Below are 17,766 nucleotides of genomic sequence, written 5' to 3'. Positions count from 1 at the left end.
GGTTGCGGGGCTGAATCACTCCGTGCAAGTTTGTCCCCGTCGCGCCTACTGCTATGCGCTGACAGGGCATACCAAGAAGAAGGAGGAGAACAGCATGCCGGCAGCCGACTGGGACATCGACGCCAAGCTGCGCGACTTCGAGCGCGATGGCTTCGTCATCTTCGAGAACGCCATTGATCCCGCACAGGTGGAGACCATCAAGCAGGCTCTGCTGCGGGTCGAGCGCGAACAGGATTTCGGCTTTCGCGATACCGACTTCGAGGGCAAGCGCACGGTGCGCATCTACAACCTGCTCGTGCACGGTCCGGAGTTCTGGGAGATCCCGGTGCATCCGACAGCGCTGGCCTTTGCCGAGCGCGTGCTGGACGAGGAGCTGCAGCTTTCTTCGCTGAGCGCGATCACGCTGTCGCCCGGCCAGGGGGCGCAGCCCGTTCACGCCGACGACCAGCTCATTCCCGTGCCGAAGCCGCACCAAGCCTTCACGCTGAACTGCGTCTGGGCGATCACCGAGTTCACCGAGGAGAACGGCGCCACGCGCCTCGTACCCGGCAGCCACAAGGCCTCCGGCATGCCGGAGTACGACATCGACTGCGACACGGTGCCGGGCGTGATGCCGGCCGGCAGCCTGCTCTTCTGGCACGGCAGCCTCTGGCACGCCGGCGGCGAGAACCGCAGCAACGAGCGCCGCTTCGCGGTGGCGAACTACTACGCCGCCGGGTTCATGCGCCAGCAGGAGAACCAGCAGCTCGGCATCCCGCTGGAAACGGCGCGGCAGTTCCCGAAGCGGCTGCAGCAGCTCTGCGGGTATTCGGTCTATCGCGGGCTGTATGGCCACGTCGACAACGCCGACCCCATCACCCTACTGGGCGAGGACGAGGGGCAGAAGCTGATCTGGCAACGCACGCCCGAAGAGATGTTCGCCGACACCTGAAGCCCTTGCGGCGGAGCAGGCGGCATCTTCGGTAGGCCCGCTCTCGGCAGAACGTCTTTCCGATGGCCGCTTCCCGGCGCGACGGCTCGGCGTGTGACGGTCCTTCCGGGCGCTTCCGCCAGAGCCCTCAAGGAGTGCCCCCGCCTCTCCCTTCAGCCGCAGCCTGACCGCCGCCCTCCAGCGCAGCGGAGCAATAAGGACCCAGAAGGACGCGCCGCAATCTTCCCCCGCTCATTACTAGCGCGCTGCACATCATCAGGAGCCTACTATGTGGATCGATTGGTTTACCGCCCCTGGACTTACGCCACTGCTCTGGGTGGTGCTGGGCACGCTGGGCATGTACGGCACGACGCTCGTCCTCGCGCGATGGTCGGGCGTACGCAGCTTCGCGCAGATGTCGACATTCGACATCGCAGTCACTATCGCGGTCGGCTCGATGATCGCGACCACGGTCGCGTCGAAGGATCCGCCGCTGCTGCAGGGCATGGTGGCCCTTGCCACACTCTATGGCTTGCAGTTGCTGGTCTCGCGCCTGCGTGGACGCTTCAGCGGCATTGCCAAGGCGACGGACAACACGCCGATTCTATTGATGGGGCCGGGCGGAATCGTCAAGGAAGAGAACATGCGCGTGGCACGCGTAACGGAGGACGATCTGCGCACGCACCTGCGCAAAGCCAATGTGCATGATCGCCGCGCCATCCGCGCAGTGGTCATTGAGGGCACCGGAAATATCAACGTGCTCCACGGTAGTTCCGACGATACCGCGGTCGATGAATGGATCCTGCAGGATGTCCGTGACCATGCGCAGCGGCCAGCTTCCCGGAACTGAAGCGCTGTTCATCGCAAGATCAGGCGTCTACTCCACGGTGCCCCTTCAATGCATCGGATCGTTACCGCAATGTCGCGAGATACGCTTTACGTCACGCCGAAGGAAAGCCACTGGCAACTGACCACCGACGAGGCGCAGGGGGACGCCGACATCCCCCGCTACGACAGCAAGGAAGCCGCCGTTTCGGCCGCCATTCTCTCGGCGGAGAATTCCCGGGAGCGCGGTCGTGATGCGCGCGTGCTCGTGCAGGATTCCGCCGAGCAACCCTACCGCGAGGAACGCAGCTTCAGCGGCAGGGAATGACGCGGCGCTGCTGCGCCGAGTGACGTGAAGTGCACGCCACATTCGCCGCTTCGGTGCGCGCCATCGGGGTACCGGATAACCTCGATCAGGCGGCGAAGTGCCGGACGTGACAGGCCATCTCGGCAGTCAACTTGAGGAGCAAGCACCATGGCAGATAGCGACCAGGGCAAGACCGCCCAGCTTTACCGAATGGTCATGTCGGAGCATCTGTGTCCGTTTGGCCTGAAGAGCAAATTCCTACTTGAGCGCAAGGGCTACCGGGTAGAGGACCATCCGCTGACCACCCGGCAAGAGGTCGATGCCTTCCAGCAGGAACAGAATGTAGAGACCACACCGCAGGCCTTCATCGACGGCCGGCGCGTCGGCGGTTACGAGGAGCTGCGTGTGCATTTAGGGCTCGACAACCCCGACAACGAGACCAGTTACCAGCCGGTGATCGCCATTTTCGGCACCGCTCTGCTGATGGCCACCGCCATCATGTGGTTTTTCAGCGGCGCGGTGTTCTCGCTGATGACCGTCGAGAAGTTCGTTGCCATTGCCATGATCCTGCTGGGGCTGCAGAAGCTGCAGGATGTGGAAAGCTTCAGCACGATGTTTCTCAACTACGACCTGCTGGCGCAGAAGCAGGTGGGTTACGGGTACCTCTATCCCTTCGGCGAAACCTTCGCGGGCATCCTGATGCTGGCGGGTGCGCTGACCTGGCTGGCGGCTCCGGTGGCGCTGTTCATCGGCACCGTGGGCGCCATATCGGTGTTCAAGGCGGTGTACATGGATCGCCGCGAACTCAAGTGCGCCTGCGTAGGGGGCAACAGCAATGTGCCCCTCGGCTTTGTCTCCCTCACGGAGAACCTGATCATGATCGCCATGGGGCTCTGGATGCCCCTACGGATGTATCTGCTCTGAGCCCAGCCTGGATCGGCCTCTCAGCAGCGGAAGCCTGCTGTGAGGAAAGCGGTCATCCAGGAACCAGCGTTCCAAACAAAGAAGCCCCGCGCACTGCGCGGGGCTCGATGTGGCGAATGCCGGGGAAGCGGGCGCCCGCCTTGGCTGCAGGCTGTGATCAGCCGCCGAAGAGATTGCTGAAGAAACCGCCGCTTTCCTTCTCGGCGTCGGCCTCGGCGGCCACCTTGAACTCGGCGCCCGTGAGCACGCCATCGCCGTTGTCGTCTGCGGCCTCGAAGTTGCTGGCGATGTCGGCGCTGGCATCGGCCTCAGCCTTGCTGATCAGGCCATTGCCGTTCTCGTCGAGTGAGCGGAAGCGCTCGGTAAGCTTGCTGCCGAGGTTCGCCGTCGCCTCAACGCCCGCGTTGATGCCCGCCTTGGTCTTGGAGGCCGCCTCGCTGGCTGCCTCGCCGGTGGCCTCGACGCCAGCTTCCATCTTGGCCTTGCTCTTGGCCGCAGCGTCCGCGGATGCGTCGGCGCCGGCCCTGGCGCTGGCCTTGGCCTTGTCGGCCGCATTCGCTGCGGCGTTGCCGGCGCCTTCGGCGCGTGCCTTGAGGCCGCTCTTGAACTCGGCCCTGGTCAGGGCGTCATCGTTGTCGTCATCCATGGCACCGAAGTTCGAAGTCAGCTCGGCGTTCGCCTCGGCCTCGTTCCTGGTGATGACGCCGTCGCCATCGGCATCAAGGGCCTTGAACTGCTTGCCGAGCGAGGACTCGGCGTTGACGCCGATCTTGACGTCGGCGCCGCCTGAAAGGCCGAGCAAGCCGTCGGCAGCAGCGGGGCCGGTTGCGAGGGTCAGCGCAAACGCGGAGATAGTGGCAATGTGCTTTTTCATAATCACTCCCAGTGATTGTTATGGATTGTCTTGACGGGAAAACGGCGCAGCTATGTGGACGCGCCACTCCTGACTGCGATTTGATTTCAGCGCAAGTGGCTTGAACTGCCCCTGAACGTTTTCACAGCGGTGACTGACACTTCCTCCACTACTAAGGTGCGTCCGATACAACGTACTTCTTGACGTACGTACGTTTTTCCGTACTATCCTGCGGGGTCCCTTAGTGAAGAAGGTCTCTGCCATGTCTGCCATCACGGCCAGCGAAGCCCGCGCCAATCTGTATCGCCTCATCGACGAAGCGGCGTCCTCGCACCAGCCGCTGCTGATTTCCGGCAAGCGGAACAAGGCGATTCTGGTCTCAGAAGAAGACTGGGAGGCGATTCAGGAGACGCTCTATCTGTTGTCGGTACCCGGCATGCGTGAATCGATCCGGGAAGGTATGGCGGCCCCGGTTGATGAATGCGATGAGGATCTGGACTGGTGAGCTGGCGGCTGGTCTACACCCGGCAGGCACAGAAGGATGCAAGGAAGCTGGCCGCCAGCGGCTTGAAGCCGAAGGCACAGGAGCTCTTGGCCATCCTCGCTGAAGACCCTTTTCAAAGGCCCCCACCGTTCGAGAAGCTGGTCGGCGACCTCTCGGGTGCTTATTCGCGGCGGATCAACATCCAGCACCGGCTGGTTTACCAGGTGCTGGAAGCGGAGCGGGTCGTGAAAGTGCTCCGACTCTGGAGCCATTACGACTGAGGCGCTTCCGGTTTAGCGCCCGGACTTCGCGCGTGTATCGTCGACCCGGGGGCGGTGCCCGGATGGAACGATTCCGGGCGTCTCAGCGTGTAAGGGGGCTATGAAAATGGGCCGGGTCAGCCAGTTGTTCGAGAGCCGTCGCAAGCGCTTCGAGGCAAGCGTGCGGCCGCATCTCGACCGTCTGTACCGCTACGCCCGGCAGCTCACGCAGGACAGCGCACGCGCGGAGGATCTGGTCCAGAGCCTGCTGCTGAAGCTGTATCAGCGCGAGCAGCGCCTGGAGGAACTCGATCAAGCCGGTTCCTGGCTGGCGCGCGCGCTGCACAATCTCTACATCGACGAAGTGCGTCGGCACACGCGAACGCCGCTGGACATTGCCGATGTTGATGAAACCGTGCTCGAGGAGTGGCCCGGCGACGCTCAGCAGACACCCGAAGCGCAAGCCGAGCAGCGCTTCGACCGCGAGCGCCTCAACGCGGCCATAGCGCAACTGAGCGCCGCACATCGCGCCGTGCTGGCCTGGCACGACATCGAAGGTTATTCGCTGGAGGAGCTGGCCCGCGACGGCGACATCGCGCTGGGCACGCTCAAGTCCCGGCTGCACCGCGCCCGCGCCCGCATGCGCGCGCTGCTGATGGAACCCTGCGTCCCCGAAGAGCGTGTAAGGGCTGGAGAGTGATGCCATGAACTGTCAAGAATTCCGCACCCATATCGATGAATGGCTCGACGGCGAGATCGCCGACGACACCGGCCTGCGCGCCCACGCCGAGGCCTGCGCCGTCTGCGCGCAACAGCTGGCCATCGAGCGGCGGTTCCGGGCACAGCTCCGCGCCCTCGGCGAGGATGTGCCCGCAGACAGCCAGCGCAACGATCGCCTGCTGGCGCCGCTCCGTGCTGCCGACAGCCGCCGCAGGCACCGGCAGTGGGGCGGCTTCGCAGCAGCCGCCAGCCTCGTGCTCGGCGTCGCCATCGGCGTGCTCTGGTCGCCCTGGAGCGGGCAGCCCCAGCCGCTGAACGCAATGGAAGCCGTGGTACTCGAGCCGAATGTCACGCAGTCGGTGCAGCTCGCCTTCCGCAGCCCGGGCGAACTCAAGAATGCGGAGATCCGCCTCGAAGCTTCGGACAGCGTCGAGATCGAGGGCTACCCGGGCCAGCGCGAGCTGCGCTGGACCACCGACCTCGCCCAGGGCACCAATACGCTGGATCTGCCGGTGCGTCTGCTGGGCGATGAAGGCAGCGTCGTTGCCACGATTTCCTACGGCGGCGGCACGCGGAGTTTCAGTGTCAACCTGCGCGCCCGGAAGATGGATGGCGCCAATCTGAATCGTCACAATGCCAACGACCTTCTCGCGAGCATCGCGACCAAGCCCCAGAGTGACCCTCATGCATAAGGCCTTCTACAGTTTCCTGGTGGGCGCCGCCCTCGTTGTGGCCGCGCCGGCGGTCTACGCCGACCCGCTCGACGGGCTCGAAATGGATGTCATCGGCGCCGAGGAACGGCCCGACGATGCCGCCCGCCGCATCGAACTGCCCGACGCCGCGCGCCCGAACAGCGGCGATGGCGGCAGCGAGATACCGGGGCGGGATACCGCGGCCGAGGCACGCGACCGCGGCGCCGAGTTCGGCCAGGAAACCGCCGAAGAGGCACGCGAGCGCCAGGGGCCGCCCGAGGGCGTCGGCCCGCCGGACGGCGCCGGTCGCCCCGGTAACGGTAACGACAATCGACCGGACAACGCAGGTGACGGCAACCGCCCGGAAAACCCAGGCAGCGACCGACCGGAAACGCCCACCGGCGAGCAACCCGATCTGCCGGACAACAGCCGCCCGGACGGCGTGGGCGGCAATGCCCCCGACGACGTTGGCGGTAGGCCGTAGCAACGGCGGTAGCCGACCCGACCTCTGCAGCCTTCCCGGCCATGCGCAGCAGCGACGCCCCGGGCTGACAACAGCTCGGGGCGTCGCTGCTTTCGGAGTGGGGTTCAACGGCCGTTTCCCGGCGCGGGAATGGAACGAATCGTGGCACCTCCTCGTGTAGAGGACGAGCGACAAATTCGGCACTGATCCAACCGGGAACGTCGGCTCACCTCTCGCACGAAATCAGGAGCAGACACATGCCAAAGACACCCGCAATGCTGCTGGCCGCAGCCGCCGCACTCGCCTTCTCCACCGTCCATGCCCAGGACGCCCAGGGTCTCGACGGCCTCGAAGCTGACGTCATGGACGCCACCGAGGCCCCCTCCGACGTCGTCGACATCGACGCCTCGGTCTCCGCCGATGTCGAAGCCGTGGTCGCCGATGCCGCGGAAGCCGATGCGGAAGGCCAAGCCGACGCGGAAGTCGGCGACGACACCGATGCCTCAGCCGAGGCCGATGCGCAGGCCGAGCTTGCGCTGCCCGAACAGGCCAGCGAGCAGGCGCAGGAAGCCTCCCGCGCGGGCCTGGAAACCGCACGGCAGGCACGCGAGGACGGCGAAGCCTTCGGCCGCGAGCAGGCCGAGGCCGCCCAGGACCGTCGTCCCGACGACACCGGGCGCCCGGACGACGCTGGCCGTCCCGATGACATGATCCGCCCCGACGGCATGGATCGGCCGGATGACGCCGAACGCCCGGAGGACATGGAACGCCCCGACAACGCCGAGCGCCCTGAAGGGGCGGGCCGCCCGGAGGGTGCAGGCCGGCCTGAAGGCCTCGGTAGCGGCAACAGCTAACACCCGTCGAGCGCCTTTACAGTCACCATCGCAGTATCGGATGGTGGGAAGGGAGCGGCAGACGCCGCTCCTTTTTCGCGTACATAACGAAAATATTTGCGACAGGAGAGCAACGGCGTGACAGCAAGCCCATCGGCAGGTCTTCGATACCTCCGCGCAGTGGCGCTCGTACTGGTCGCCCTTCAACTCGGCATCGGCATGCCGATTACAGGCGCAGCCGCCGAAAGCGGCCGCTACCACTTCGACGAAGGCGTGTCGCACTTCCGTAACGACGAGCTACGGAAGGCCTTGGGCGCCTTTCAGCGTGCGCGCGATGCCGGCATGGACACGCCCAAGCTCCACTTCAACATGGCGCTGACGCATTACAAGCTGCGCAACTACGATCGCGCCGAGACGGCCTTCGAGAGCCTCGCGGACACCTCCGGATTCGACGCCATGGCGCGCTATCACCTCGGCCTGATCGCAGAGCGCCGCGGGCGCGACGCCGAGGCAGCGCGTCGCTACCAGCAGGCCCGCGACCGCGCCGACACCGATGCGCTGCGGCGGCTCACGGAAGCCGGCCTGGGCCGGACGCGCAGCATCCGGGAGACCAGCGTCTACGCCTTTGCGGGCGGCGGCTTCGATGGCAACCCCTCGCTGCTCAACGACATCAACCGCGGCGATACCGACAGCGACGGCTACCTGGAACTCTTCGGCTACGCCTCGCATCGGCGCGGCGCCGGGATCTTCGATGCCAGCGCCTTCCTGCGCCGCTACGACAGCACGCGCCGCGCCAATACCGCCCTGCTGAGCGGCTCGGCCGGCCGCCAGACCGCCTTCGCCGGCGGCACGCTGCAGTACCGCGGCGAGCTAGCCGCCATCCGCATCGACGACGAGCGCCTGCAGGAGGAATACACCGGACGCCTCGACTGGCAGCGCGCTCTGGGCGGCAGTCGTTATCTGGACGCCCGGCTAGCGGCCACGCGCGTGCAGGCCGATGACAGCTACGACTTCCTCACCGGCTGGCGCTACCGGGCACGCCTGCGCACCTCCGGCCGGCTCGGTCGCGGCTGGTGGCGCACGGGCTATCGGATCGAATTCAACGACCGCGACGATCTCGAAGAGCCCGAGGCCTTCTTCAGTCGCTCGCCGATTCGGCACCGCCTGCGGCTGGAAGTCGGTCAGCCCCTGCCCGGCCCCTTCTCCCTGGAAGCTCGGCTCGCTTACCGGCACAGCCGGTATCGCGACGCGGACCGCTTCAGCAATACGGACGGCAGCACCACCGAGAAGCGGCGCACCGAGGATCGCCTGTCCGCCCGGCTGGGAACGCGCTGGCGCTTCGGCAGAAACTGGAGCGCGCTGCTGGAATACGAATATCGCGACAACAACAGCTCCTTCGACAGCTTCGCCTACCAGCGCAACACGCTGCTGCTCGGCCTGGAATGGAGCCGCTGAGCCCGACCTGCGCCGACGCGCTCAGGCCTCTTCGGTGACGGCTTCCGCGGCGGTCACCCCTATGGCCTTCTCCAGCTCCACGATGCTCTCTTCGAGGTAGTCCAGCAGCCGCTGCATATGCGGCAGCGTGCGGCGGCAACCGATGAGACCGAAGTCGATCTCGCCGTTGCGGCTGATGAGCGTGATGTTGAGGGCGATCTGGTGGATGACCACCGACACCGGATAGATGCCATCCAGCCGGCACCCCTGCCAGTAGAGATCCTCGCTCGGACCCGGCACATGCGAGATGACGACGTTCACCACCGTGCGCCCGCGCCGCTGGCCGGTGAGCAGGCCGAAGAGGCTGGGCGCGAACAGCAGCCCCTCATAAGCGTAGAGCTGGGCCGGATTCAGGCTGCGCAGCGCTGCCTTGTTGTAATCCATGCAGCCCTTGACCGCGCACAGACGCTCCGCCGGATCGGCGATATGCGTGCCGAGGTGCGTCAGCGCGAAGGCGACCTCGTTACCGCTCGTTCCGTCGTCGCTGCGCGTGGAAACCGGCACCGCCGCCACCAGCGGATCGCTCGGCAGGGCGTTGTTGTCGATCAGGTAGCGACGCAGCGCCGAGCCGCACATCGCAAGCACGACGTCGTTGCTGGTAGCGCCGAAATGCGCGGCGATGGCCTTGACGCGCGCCCGCGAATAGGACTGCGCAGCGAAGCGCCGCGAGCCGCTGATGTTCTGATTGAAAATGCTGCGCGGCGCCTGCGCGGCATCGACGCAGGCAGGATCGCCGGCACGCTTGTCGCGCCGGCTCTGCGACAGGCGATGCCATACGGGAGCCGCACTGGCCACGCCCTGCCGCGCCAGCCCGCGCAGTGTTTCCACGCCACGCAGCGCCGGTGACGGCAGCGGCAGCGAGCGCTTGCCACCGCGTCGCGTGTAAGCCTCCCAGGGCGGCGGAATGGCCAGCGAGGCCTCGGCGTCAGGCCCCATCGTCTTCATCAGCAGGCGGATGCCGGCGACGCCGTCGACCAGCGCGTGATGAATCTTGAAGTAGAGCGCGATGCGCCCGTCGGCGAGCCCTTCGATGAGATAACAGCGCCAAAGCGGATAGGCACGGTCCAGATGCGCGGCGTGCACGCGCGAGATCATCGCCAGCAGCTCGCGCATGCGGCCCGGCTTGGGCAGCGCCAGATGCACGAAATGCTGCGCGATATCGAAGTCGTCGGCTTCCTCCCAGAAGTTGATTCCAGCGCGCCGCACCAGCCGATGATTGAAGGGCGGCACGGCGCCCGTGGACTGGCGCATGCGCTCGGCGAGCCGGTAGGCGAAGTCCGGTGGCGCGTCGGGTGGCGGCTGCAGCACGCACAGGGCCGCAACATGCAGCGGCTGCTGGCGCTGCTCTAGGAGCAGAAAGGCGTTGTCGATAAGCGATAGCGGTTTCACCGCGTGTCTCCTCGGGCCGGCGAGCGGCGTTTCATGCTTGCATCACCTGACGCCCACAGCAAGTCCGCTTGCACACCAGCATCCGTACCGGGCGAAGCGAGCCATCGTGCTCTAGACTGGAATCGCCGTGGTCGCAACCACCAAGCCGAAGGGAGACATCAGAATGTACAAGTCCATCCTCGTGCCCACCGATCTCGAGCACAGCGACAAGCTCTACAAGTCGCTGGAGACAGCCATCCACCTGGCGCAGAAGTACGACGCCAATCTCTGCTACGTAGGCGTGACGGGGAATACGCCCACCTCGGTTGCCGCCAACCCGACCGAGTTCGAGCAGAAGCTGAAAACCTTTGCCGACGAGCAGGGCGTCACGCACGGCATCAAGACCTCGGCCAAGGCCATCGTCTCCCACGACCCCTCCGTGGATCTGGATGACAAGCTGCTGGACGCCATCAAGGAGACCGGCGTCGATCTCGTCGTCATGGCCTCGCATGTGCCGGGCCTTGCCGACAAGCTGCACATCCTGCATTCCAACGCGGGCAAGATCGCCACCCGCGCCGACGTTTCCGTCTTCGTCGTGCGCTGAGCGGCGCCCTCGGGCCGGCGGCCTACGCGGCCGCCAGCGCCTGATCCAGGTCGGCGATCAGATCGTCGATATGCTCGATGCCCACCGACAGCCGCACCATGTCCTCGGTCACCCCGGCAGCCTTCAGCTCCTCGGCGTTGAGCTGCCGGTGCGTGGTCGAGGCAGGGTGCGTGGCCAGCGACTTGGCGTCACCGATGTTGACCAGCCGCGTGAACAGCTGCAGCGCATCCTGGAAGCGCGCACCGCCCTCGAGACCACCCGCGACGCCGAAGGTCAGCACCCCGGACGGTCGACCGCCGAGATAGCGCTTGGCCAGCTCGTGGTCCGGATGATCCGACAGCCCCGCATAACTCACCCAGCGCACCTTGGGATGCTGCTGCAGGTGCTGCGCGATCCGCAGGCTGTTGTCGTTGATGCGATCCATGCGCAGCCCGAGCGTCTCGATGCCCTGCAGCAGCTGAAAGGCATTGAAGGGCGACAGCGCCGCACCGGTGTTGCGCAGCGGCACGACGCGGGCGCGGCCGATGAAGGCCCCGGCGCCCAGTGCCTCGGTGTAGACGACACCGTGATAGCTCGGATCCGGCTCGTTGAGCTGCGGATAACGCTCGGCGTGCGCGGCCCAGTCGAAGCGGCCGGAATCGACGATGGCGCCGCCCAGCGTGGTGCCGTGTCCGCCCAGGTATTTGGTCAGCGAATGCACGACGATATCCGCGCCGTGCTCGAAGGGCCGCAGCAGATAGGGGGTGGCCACGGTGTTGTCCACGATCAGCGGCACGCCGGCGGCGTGGGCGATCTCGGCGATGGCCGCGATATCGCTGATATTGCCCAGCGGATTGCCGATGGATTCGATGAAGACCGCCTTGGTCTGGTCATCGATCAGCGCGCCGAAGCTGTCCGGCTTGCGCGGGTCGGCGAAGCGCACCTCGATGCCGAGCTGCGGCAGGGTGTGCGCAAAGAGATTGTAGGTGCCGCCATAGAGCGTGCTGGCCGACACGATGTTGTCGCCCACCCGTGCGATGGTCTGGATGGCATAGAGCACCGCCGACTGTCCGGAGGCCGTGCTCAGCGCACCGACACCGCCTTCCAGCGCGGCCATGCGCTGTTCCAGCACGCCACAGGTCGGGTTCATGATGCGCGAATAGATGTTGCCCTCGACCTTCAGATCGAAGAGATCCGCCCCGTGCTGGGTATCATCGAAGGCATAGGCCACGGTCTGGTAGATCGGCACCGCGACCGCGCGCGTGGTCGGTTCCGGCGAATAGCCGCCGTGCACGGCAATGGTCTCGAAGCGCCACTCGGATTCACTCATCGTCTCCACTTCCTTTTTCTTTCGTGCTGGATGCAGCCGCCGGCTGGCAAAGCGCCCGATACGGCCAGCGCTCATCCTAATCGCGGACTGTGGCCGGCGACAGTCGGAGCGTGCTGATGGCGCACCGGGTCTTCTTCGCGCTCTGGCCGGATGACGCGCCGCGCGATGCCGCAGTGCAGCTGCGTTCGCGCTACTCCGCGCCCGGACGCGACGTGCCGCGCGCACACCTGCACCTGACGCTGGCCTTCGCCGGCACCGTCAGCGAGGCCCAGGTCGCCACGCTGCAGCAGGCTGCGAATGCGATCGACGCCGCGCCCTTCAGCCTGACGCTGGACCGTCTCGATGGCTTCGATGCCGCCGGCGTGCAGTGGCTGGGGCCCAGCCTAGCGCCGGAGTCGTTGACCGCCCTCGTCGCGCAGTTGCAGACCGTCTGTCGCGAAGCCGGTATCGCCCTGCCCGACGAGCCCTTCCGCCCGCACCTGACGCTGCGCCGCCGGGTCACGCAACCGGTACGGATGGCCGTGCCCGCAGTGGCGTGGCACGTGCACGACTTCGCGCTGATCGAGTCCGGCAGCGCCGGCCGGCCGGGCGCCTATCGCGTGCAGGCGCGCTGGCCGTTGCGGCCCGAACCCCGAAGCTGAGCAGCGCTGCGGGACCGGTGGCATGCCGAGCGGGAACTCGTGGCTACCGTCGCCGAGTAACGACGGCGCGCCGGGTCAGGCTTTTTCGTCAAAGACCGTGACGGCGAGAAAGCGGATAGGCAGCGCGCGTAGTCGCTCGGGTCCGTGCGGCACGCTGGCGTCGAAGGTCAGCGCGTCGCCTTCCTCGAGCTGGTAGACGTGCTTGCCGTGGCGGTAATCGATGCGCCCCTGCAGCAGATAGATGAACTGCATGCCCTCGTGCTGGAAAGTCGGAAAGGCCTCGCTCTCGTCGTCCATCGAGATCAGGAAGGGCTCGAAGTTGCGCTGGTGCCCGCGGTGATCGGTGAGCAGATGGTAGGTGTGCCCGCGGCGCGTGCCGCGGCGCACGACCTCCAGCCCCTCGCCGGCCTTGACCAGCTGCGCGCCGCCCTCCGGCGAGTCGTAGTCGCGGAAGAGCTGCGACAGCGTCAGCCCCAGCGCGCCGCACAGCCGCGCCAGTGCGTCGAGGCTGGTGGCCACCTGCCCGTTCTCAATCTTGCTGACCATGCTCGCGCTGAGGTCGGCGAGCTGCCCGACATCGGCGATGGTCAGCTCCTGCGCGTTGCGCGAGCGGCGCAGCACGGTGCCGATGTAGCGCTCCAGGGCGTGATCGCGATCGGCGTCGCTGTGCCGGGTCGCCAGCGTCTTGGGGACGTAGGCGTCGCCCGGCGACCCGGCCGCCTGCCTGGCGCGAGGATCGGACGCCATCACATCAGCCCCGCCCCGGAATCCATTCCGTGCCGGCCAGCGGCACGCGCGCCATGGCCGAGGCCTCGATGCTCAGCGCGACCAGGTCCTCCGGCTCCAGATTGCGGATATGCGACTTGCCGCAGGCGCGGGCGATGGTCTGCGCCTCCATGGTCAGCACGCGCAGGAAGTTCGCCAGCCGCCGGCCGCCCAGCTCCGGATCCAGGCGCGCGCCCAGCTCCGGATCCTGCGTCGAGATACCGGCCGGATCCTGCCCGGCGTGGTAGTCGTCGTAGAAGCCGGCGGCCGAGCCGATGCGCCGGTAGTCGGCGTCGCGGCGCGGATCGTTGCAACCCAGCGCGATGAGCGCCGCGGTGCCGATGGAAACCGCATCGGCGCCCAGCGCCATCGCCTTGGCAACGTCGGCGCCGCTGCGGATGCCGCCGGAGACGACCAGCTGCACCTTGCGGTGCATATCCATCTCCTGCAGCGCCTGCACCGCCTGGGGGATGGCCGCGAGGATGGGGATGCCGACATGCTCGATGAAGACTTCCTGCGTGGCGGCGGTACCGCCCTGCATGCCGTCCAGCACGACGAAGTCGGCGCCGGCCTTCACCGCCAGCTTGACGTCGTAATAGGTGCGGCTGGCGCCGATCTTGATGGCGATGGGCTTCTTCCAGTCGGTGATCTCGCGCAGTTCCTCGATCTTGATGGCGAGATCGTCCGGCCCGGTCCAGTCCGGGTGGCGGCAGGCGCTGCGCTGGTCGATGCCCATCGGCAGCGTGCGCATCTGCGCAATCCTGTCGCTGATCTTCTGCCCCATGAGCATGCCGCCGCCGCCCGGCTTGGCGCCCTGCCCCAGCACGACCTCGATGGCGTCCGCGGCGCGCAGGTGATCCGGGTTCATGCCGTAGCGCGAGGGCAGATACTGATAGATCAGCTGGCGCGAATGGCCGCGCTCCTCGTCGGTCATGCCGCCGTCGCCGGTGGTGGTGCAGGTGCCGACGGCCGAGGCGCCGCGGCCGAGGGCTTCCTTGGCCTGCGCGGAGAGCGCGCCGAAGCTCATGCCGGCGATGGTGACGGGAATGTCGAGATGCAGCGGCGCCTCCGCGAAACGGTCGCCGAGCACGACATCAGTGGCGCATTTCTCGCGATAACCCTCCAGCGGGTAGCGCGACATGCTGGCGCCGAGGAAGAGCAGGTCGTCGAAATGCGGCAGCGCGCGCTTGGCGCCGAAGCCGCGGATGTCGTAGATGCCGGTGGTGGCGGCGCGCTGAATCTCGTGGATGGTGTGGCGATCGAAGCTGTGCGATTCGCGCAGCGTCCACGCGTCCTGGCTATTGTCCATCGCCGTCTCCGGAAAAGGCGTCGGCATTGTCGACGCGGAAGTTGTAGAGCGCGCGCGCCGAGCCGTAACGCCGGAAATCGCGCGCATCGGCCGCCACGCCGGCGGCTTCGAGCAGGGCGCCCAGCTCGGTGATGTGCTCGTCGCGCATCGCCTTCTCGACGCAGTCCGCGCCCAGCGAGGCGACGCTGCCGCGCACGTAGAGACGGGCCTCGTAGATCGAGTCGCCCAGCGCCTCGCCGGCGTCGCCGCAGACCACCAGCCGGCCGGCCTGGCCCATGAAGGCGCTCATGTGGCCGACGCTGCCGCCGACGACGATGTCCACGCCCTTCATCGAGATGCCGCAGCGCGCCGAGGCGTCGCCGTCTATGCGCAGCAGGCCGCCGTGCGCCGTGGCACCCGCCGACTGCGAGGCATTGCCCATGATGTGCACGCGGCCGGACATCATGTTCTCGGCGACGCCCACACCCACGGTTCCCTCGACGGTGACGCTGGCCTTCTGGTTCATGCCGGCGCAGTAGTAACCGGCATGGCCGGCAATGCGCACATCCAGTTCCTGATCGAGGCCGCAGGCGATGGCATGCCGACCGTCCGGCTCAGTGATGCGCCATTCGCGCTCGCTGCACTCGGCCGCCTGTGCGTGCAGCTGGCCGTTGAGCGCGCGCACGCTGGTCTCGGCGAGGCTGATCGTCTTCATGATCCGGTCTCCGCCATGCGCTGCGGCGTGCTGCCGCGCTGCTCCCAGACGTAGACCTGCCCCGGCTCCGGCTCCCAGACGCGGGCGCCGGAGATGCCCGGCAGCTTCGCCAGCGCGCGGTACTCGGAGGCCATCGCCACGAAGGCGTCGGTCTCGGCCAGCACGGCCGGCTTGCAGGCGATGGGATCGCGCAGAACCGCGAAGCCGTCGCGCGTGCCCACGGCGAAGGTGAAGAAGCCGTCGAGATCATCGATGGCGCCTTCCAGCGCCGCCGTCAGCGTGTCGCCGCGCGCCATGCGCCAGGTGAGATAGGCGGCGGCGACTTCCGAATCGTTGTCGGTCTCGAAGCGCATGCCCTCGCGCTGCAGCTGGCGTCGCAGGCGGTTGTGATTGGACAGCGAGCCGTTGTGCACGAGGCAGAGATCATGCCCGGTGGAAAAGGGGTGGCTGCCGGCCATGCTGACGGCACTTTCGGTCGCCATGCGGGTGTGGCCGATGATGTGGGTGCCGCGCATGCCGGCCAGCGAGAAGCGCTCGGCGACCAGCCGCGGATGGCCGACGCCCTTGAGGATCTCGATGCTGCGGCCGACGCTCATCAGCTGCGTGCCGGGCGCCTGCGCCGCCAGCCATTCGCGCGCGGCATCCTCGGCGACCGCGGTCTTGAAAACGGCGGCGCTGGCATTGCGGAACCAATCCAGCGGCGCGCCCAGCTCCTGCTCGAAGCGCGTCGCCAGCGCCTGCCAGTCGGTGGCGGGGTCCTCGTTCTGCAGCGTCAGCTTGAGGCTGCCTTCCGGCACCTCGTCGCCGTAGATGGCGAAGCCGGCGCTGTCCGGGCCGCGGTCGCCCATGCTCAGCAGCATGGGCGCGAAGAGGGCGCCCAGGCTGGGCTCCAGCGACGGGTCCTTGAGATACAGCCCTACGATGCCGCACATGATGCTCGCTCCCGATGCGGATGGAATGGATGCTCAGAAGAACTCGGCATAGCGCGCCACCTCCCAGTCCGAGACGTGACGGCTGTAGTCGATCCACTCGTCACGCTTGATGGTGATGAACTCGCGCACCAGATCCTCGCCCAGCGCCTGGCCGAAGAGCGGGTCCGCCTCCAGTGCGGCCAGCGCCTCGCCGAGATTCTGCGGCAGGATGCCGATGCCCTGGCTGCGGCACTCGTCGAGCCCGAGATCGTAGAGATTGATGTTGCGCGCCGGACCCGGGTCCAGCTCGCGCTCGACGCCGTCGAGGCCGGCCGCGATCAGCGAGGCCGTGACCAGATAGGGATTGCAACCGGCGTCGGGCAGGCGGTACTCCAGATGGCCGTAGGGGATGCGCACCATCGCCGAGCGATTGTTGTCGCCATAGGTGATGTAGACCGGGGCCCAGGTCGACCCCGACGCCGAGCCACCGACCACCAGCCGCTTGTAGGAGTTCACGGTGGGTGCGGCGAAGGCGCAGAGCGCCGGCGCGTGGGCGAGCAGCCCGCCGAGGAAGTGATAGGCCGTCTTCGACAGCCCCAGTTTCTGCGGGTCGGCGTCGTCGTGGAAGACGGCATTGCCGTCCGCGTCGGTGATGGACATGTGATAGTGCATGCCGTTGCCGGTGCGGTTGGAGACCGGCTTGGGCATGAAGGAGCAGATCATGCCCAGCTTGTTGGCGATCTCGCCGGCAGCCATGCGCAGCAGCACGAAGCGGTCGGCCGAGGTCAGCGCATCGGTGTAGGTGTAGTTGACCTCGAACTGGCCGTTGGCGTCCTCGTGGTCGATCTGATAGACGTCGTAGTCCATCTTCTGCAGCGCCTCGACGAACTGCTCCAGGAACTCGCGCGAACGCGACAGCCCCTTGTAGTCGTAGCAGGGCTTGGCCAGCGTGTCGGTCTCGTCGACCGGCGCCAGCCTACCGTCCTCGGTGCGCTGCAGCAGGCTGAACTCCGGCTCCAGCCCGGTGTGGCAGGTCCAGCCGCGCTCGGCCAGCCGCGCGACTTGCTGTTGCAGCACGTAGCGTGTGTCGTAGGGATAGGGCTCGCCGTTGACGTAGCCGGTGCAGGCGATGCGCGCATAGCCCGGCTGCCAGGGCACCGGCGTCAGCGTGTCGAGATCGCCGCGTGCCATGAAGTCCGGCCCGTGCGGTCCCATGCCGAGGCCCCAGACGGCGAAGCCGGCAAAGCCGGCACCGCTTTCGACGACGTCCATCAGACACTGCGCCGGCACCGACTTGGTCTTGGCGACGCCGTGAATGTCGACGAACTGGGCGAGCACGAAGCGGATGTCGTGCTCCTTGAGCATGTCCTGGATGTGGTTGGGCAGCATGGTGTGACTCC

General features: G+C 66.9%; 21 protein-coding genes. 13 read left to right on the top strand and 8 right to left on the bottom strand.

Going from position 1 to position 17,766, the window contains the following annotated elements:
- Positions 1–22 precede the first annotated feature (22 nt).
- The 4 genes from U743_RS04245 to U743_RS04230 all read left to right on the top strand — a co-directional run bounded on the left by U743_RS04245 (position 23) and on the right by U743_RS04230 (position 2,966).
- Positions 23–931 (top strand): phytanoyl-CoA dioxygenase family protein, encoded by a 909-nt coding sequence (locus U743_RS04245; protein ID WP_198021923.1) that lies wholly within the window; start codon positions 23–25, stop codon positions 929–931.
- A gap of 268 nt (positions 932–1,199) precedes the next feature.
- Positions 1,200–1,760, top strand: coding sequence for a DUF421 domain-containing protein (locus tag U743_RS04240; RefSeq protein WP_043765751.1), 561 nt, complete (start codon positions 1,200–1,202; stop codon positions 1,758–1,760).
- 69 nt (positions 1,761–1,829) lie between these two features.
- A complete protein-coding gene (locus U743_RS04235) occupies positions 1,830–2,063 on the top strand; it encodes a hypothetical protein (RefSeq protein ID WP_043765750.1) in 234 nt (77 codons plus the stop codon).
- A gap of 147 nt (positions 2,064–2,210) precedes the next feature.
- A complete protein-coding gene (locus U743_RS04230; protein WP_043765748.1) occupies positions 2,211–2,966 on the top strand; it encodes a MauE/DoxX family redox-associated membrane protein in 756 nt (251 codons plus the stop codon).
- 157 nt (positions 2,967–3,123) lie between these two features.
- On the opposite strand, the gene U743_RS04225 is transcribed toward U743_RS04230, so the two are convergent.
- A complete protein-coding gene (locus tag U743_RS04225) occupies positions 3,124–3,840 on the bottom strand; it encodes an EF-hand domain-containing protein (RefSeq protein WP_043765746.1) in 717 nt (238 codons plus the stop codon).
- Between the two features lie 241 nt (positions 3,841–4,081).
- Here U743_RS04225 and U743_RS04220 point away from each other — a divergent pair, with 241 nt between their 5' ends.
- From U743_RS04220 to U743_RS04190, 7 genes are all read left to right on the top strand, one after another.
- Entirely contained in the window at positions 4,082–4,324 is a 243-nt protein-coding gene (locus tag U743_RS04220; RefSeq protein ID WP_043765744.1) for a type II toxin-antitoxin system Phd/YefM family antitoxin, read from the top strand.
- On the top strand, positions 4,321–4,584 hold the full coding sequence (locus tag U743_RS04215; protein ID WP_043765743.1) for a Txe/YoeB family addiction module toxin: 264 nt from the start codon (positions 4,321–4,323) through the stop codon (positions 4,582–4,584). The genes U743_RS04220 and U743_RS04215 overlap by 4 nt, the downstream gene beginning before the upstream one ends.
- 106 nt (positions 4,585–4,690) lie before the next feature.
- Positions 4,691–5,263, top strand: coding sequence for an RNA polymerase sigma factor (locus U743_RS04210; RefSeq protein ID WP_052367510.1), 573 nt, complete (start codon positions 4,691–4,693; stop codon positions 5,261–5,263).
- 4 nt (positions 5,264–5,267) lie between these two features.
- Positions 5,268–5,975, top strand: a complete 708-nt coding sequence (locus U743_RS17920) for an anti-sigma factor family protein (RefSeq protein WP_052367509.1) — start codon at positions 5,268–5,270, stop codon at positions 5,973–5,975.
- Complete coding sequence (locus U743_RS04200; RefSeq protein ID WP_043765741.1) at positions 5,968–6,459, top strand: hypothetical protein; 492 nt, start codon at positions 5,968–5,970, stop codon at positions 6,457–6,459. The genes U743_RS17920 and U743_RS04200 overlap by 8 nt, the downstream gene beginning before the upstream one ends.
- A gap of 236 nt (positions 6,460–6,695) precedes the next feature.
- Entirely contained in the window at positions 6,696–7,292 is a 597-nt protein-coding gene (locus tag U743_RS04195) for a hypothetical protein (protein ID WP_156966324.1), read from the top strand.
- Between the two features lie 117 nt (positions 7,293–7,409).
- Positions 7,410–8,726: a tetratricopeptide repeat protein gene (locus U743_RS04190; RefSeq protein WP_232226715.1), complete on the top strand. Its 1,317-nt coding sequence runs from the start codon at positions 7,410–7,412 to the stop codon at positions 8,724–8,726.
- Positions 8,727–8,747: 21 nt separating this feature from the next.
- On the opposite strand, the gene U743_RS04185 is transcribed toward U743_RS04190, so the two are convergent.
- Positions 8,748–10,154: a WS/DGAT/MGAT family O-acyltransferase gene (locus tag U743_RS04185; protein ID WP_043765736.1), complete on the bottom strand. Its 1,407-nt coding sequence runs from the start codon at positions 10,152–10,154 to the stop codon at positions 8,748–8,750.
- Positions 10,155–10,317: 163 nt separating this feature from the next.
- On the opposite strand from U743_RS04185, the gene U743_RS04180 reads away from it, so the two are divergent.
- On the top strand, positions 10,318–10,737 hold the full coding sequence (locus U743_RS04180) for a universal stress protein (RefSeq protein WP_043765735.1): 420 nt from the start codon (positions 10,318–10,320) through the stop codon (positions 10,735–10,737).
- 22 nt (positions 10,738–10,759) lie between these two features.
- On the opposite strand, the gene U743_RS04175 is transcribed toward U743_RS04180, so the two are convergent.
- Complete coding sequence (locus U743_RS04175) at positions 10,760–12,046, bottom strand: O-acetylhomoserine aminocarboxypropyltransferase/cysteine synthase family protein (protein WP_043765734.1); 1,287 nt, start codon at positions 12,044–12,046, stop codon at positions 10,760–10,762.
- A 116-nt stretch (positions 12,047–12,162) separates the two neighbouring features.
- Between U743_RS04175 and thpR the strand changes: the two genes are divergently transcribed.
- Positions 12,163–12,687 carry an RNA 2',3'-cyclic phosphodiesterase gene (thpR, locus tag U743_RS04170; protein WP_043765733.1) on the top strand — a complete coding sequence of 175 codons (525 nt, stop codon included), beginning with the start codon at positions 12,163–12,165 and terminating at the stop codon, positions 12,685–12,687.
- A gap of 75 nt (positions 12,688–12,762) precedes the next feature.
- Here thpR and U743_RS04165 read toward each other — a convergent pair whose 3' ends face one another.
- From U743_RS04165 to glnT, 5 genes are read right to left on the bottom strand one after another with little or no spacing between them, the layout of a single operon-like run.
- The gene (locus U743_RS04165) at positions 12,763–13,434 is read right to left on the bottom strand and encodes a helix-turn-helix domain-containing protein (protein WP_084191352.1); all 672 of its coding nucleotides are present in this window, start codon (positions 13,432–13,434) and stop codon (positions 12,763–12,765) included.
- Between the two features lie 4 nt (positions 13,435–13,438).
- Positions 13,439–14,761, bottom strand: coding sequence for an FMN-binding glutamate synthase family protein (locus tag U743_RS04160; protein ID WP_043765732.1), 1,323 nt, complete (start codon positions 14,759–14,761; stop codon positions 13,439–13,441).
- Positions 14,751–15,455 carry a hypothetical protein gene (locus tag U743_RS04155; RefSeq protein ID WP_043765731.1) on the bottom strand — a complete coding sequence of 235 codons (705 nt, stop codon included), beginning with the start codon at positions 15,453–15,455 and terminating at the stop codon, positions 14,751–14,753. The genes U743_RS04160 and U743_RS04155 overlap by 11 nt, the downstream gene beginning before the upstream one ends.
- Positions 15,452–16,387, bottom strand: a complete 936-nt coding sequence (locus U743_RS04150; protein WP_043765729.1) for a class II glutamine amidotransferase — start codon at positions 16,385–16,387, stop codon at positions 15,452–15,454. Before U743_RS04150 ends, U743_RS04155 begins: the two co-directional genes overlap by 4 nt.
- Before the next feature lie 33 nt (positions 16,388–16,420).
- Complete coding sequence (glnT, locus tag U743_RS04145; protein WP_043765726.1) at positions 16,421–17,755, bottom strand: type III glutamate--ammonia ligase; 1,335 nt, start codon at positions 17,753–17,755, stop codon at positions 16,421–16,423.
- Positions 17,756–17,766: the final 11 nt, after the last annotated feature.

The organism is Algiphilus aromaticivorans DG1253, assembly GCF_000733765.1.
In the GTDB taxonomy this organism is placed as follows: domain Bacteria; phylum Pseudomonadota; class Gammaproteobacteria; order Nevskiales; family Nevskiaceae; genus Algiphilus; species Algiphilus aromaticivorans.
The sequence above is the reverse complement of the archived record's forward strand: the minus strand, read 5'-3'. Positions and strand labels throughout refer to the sequence as shown.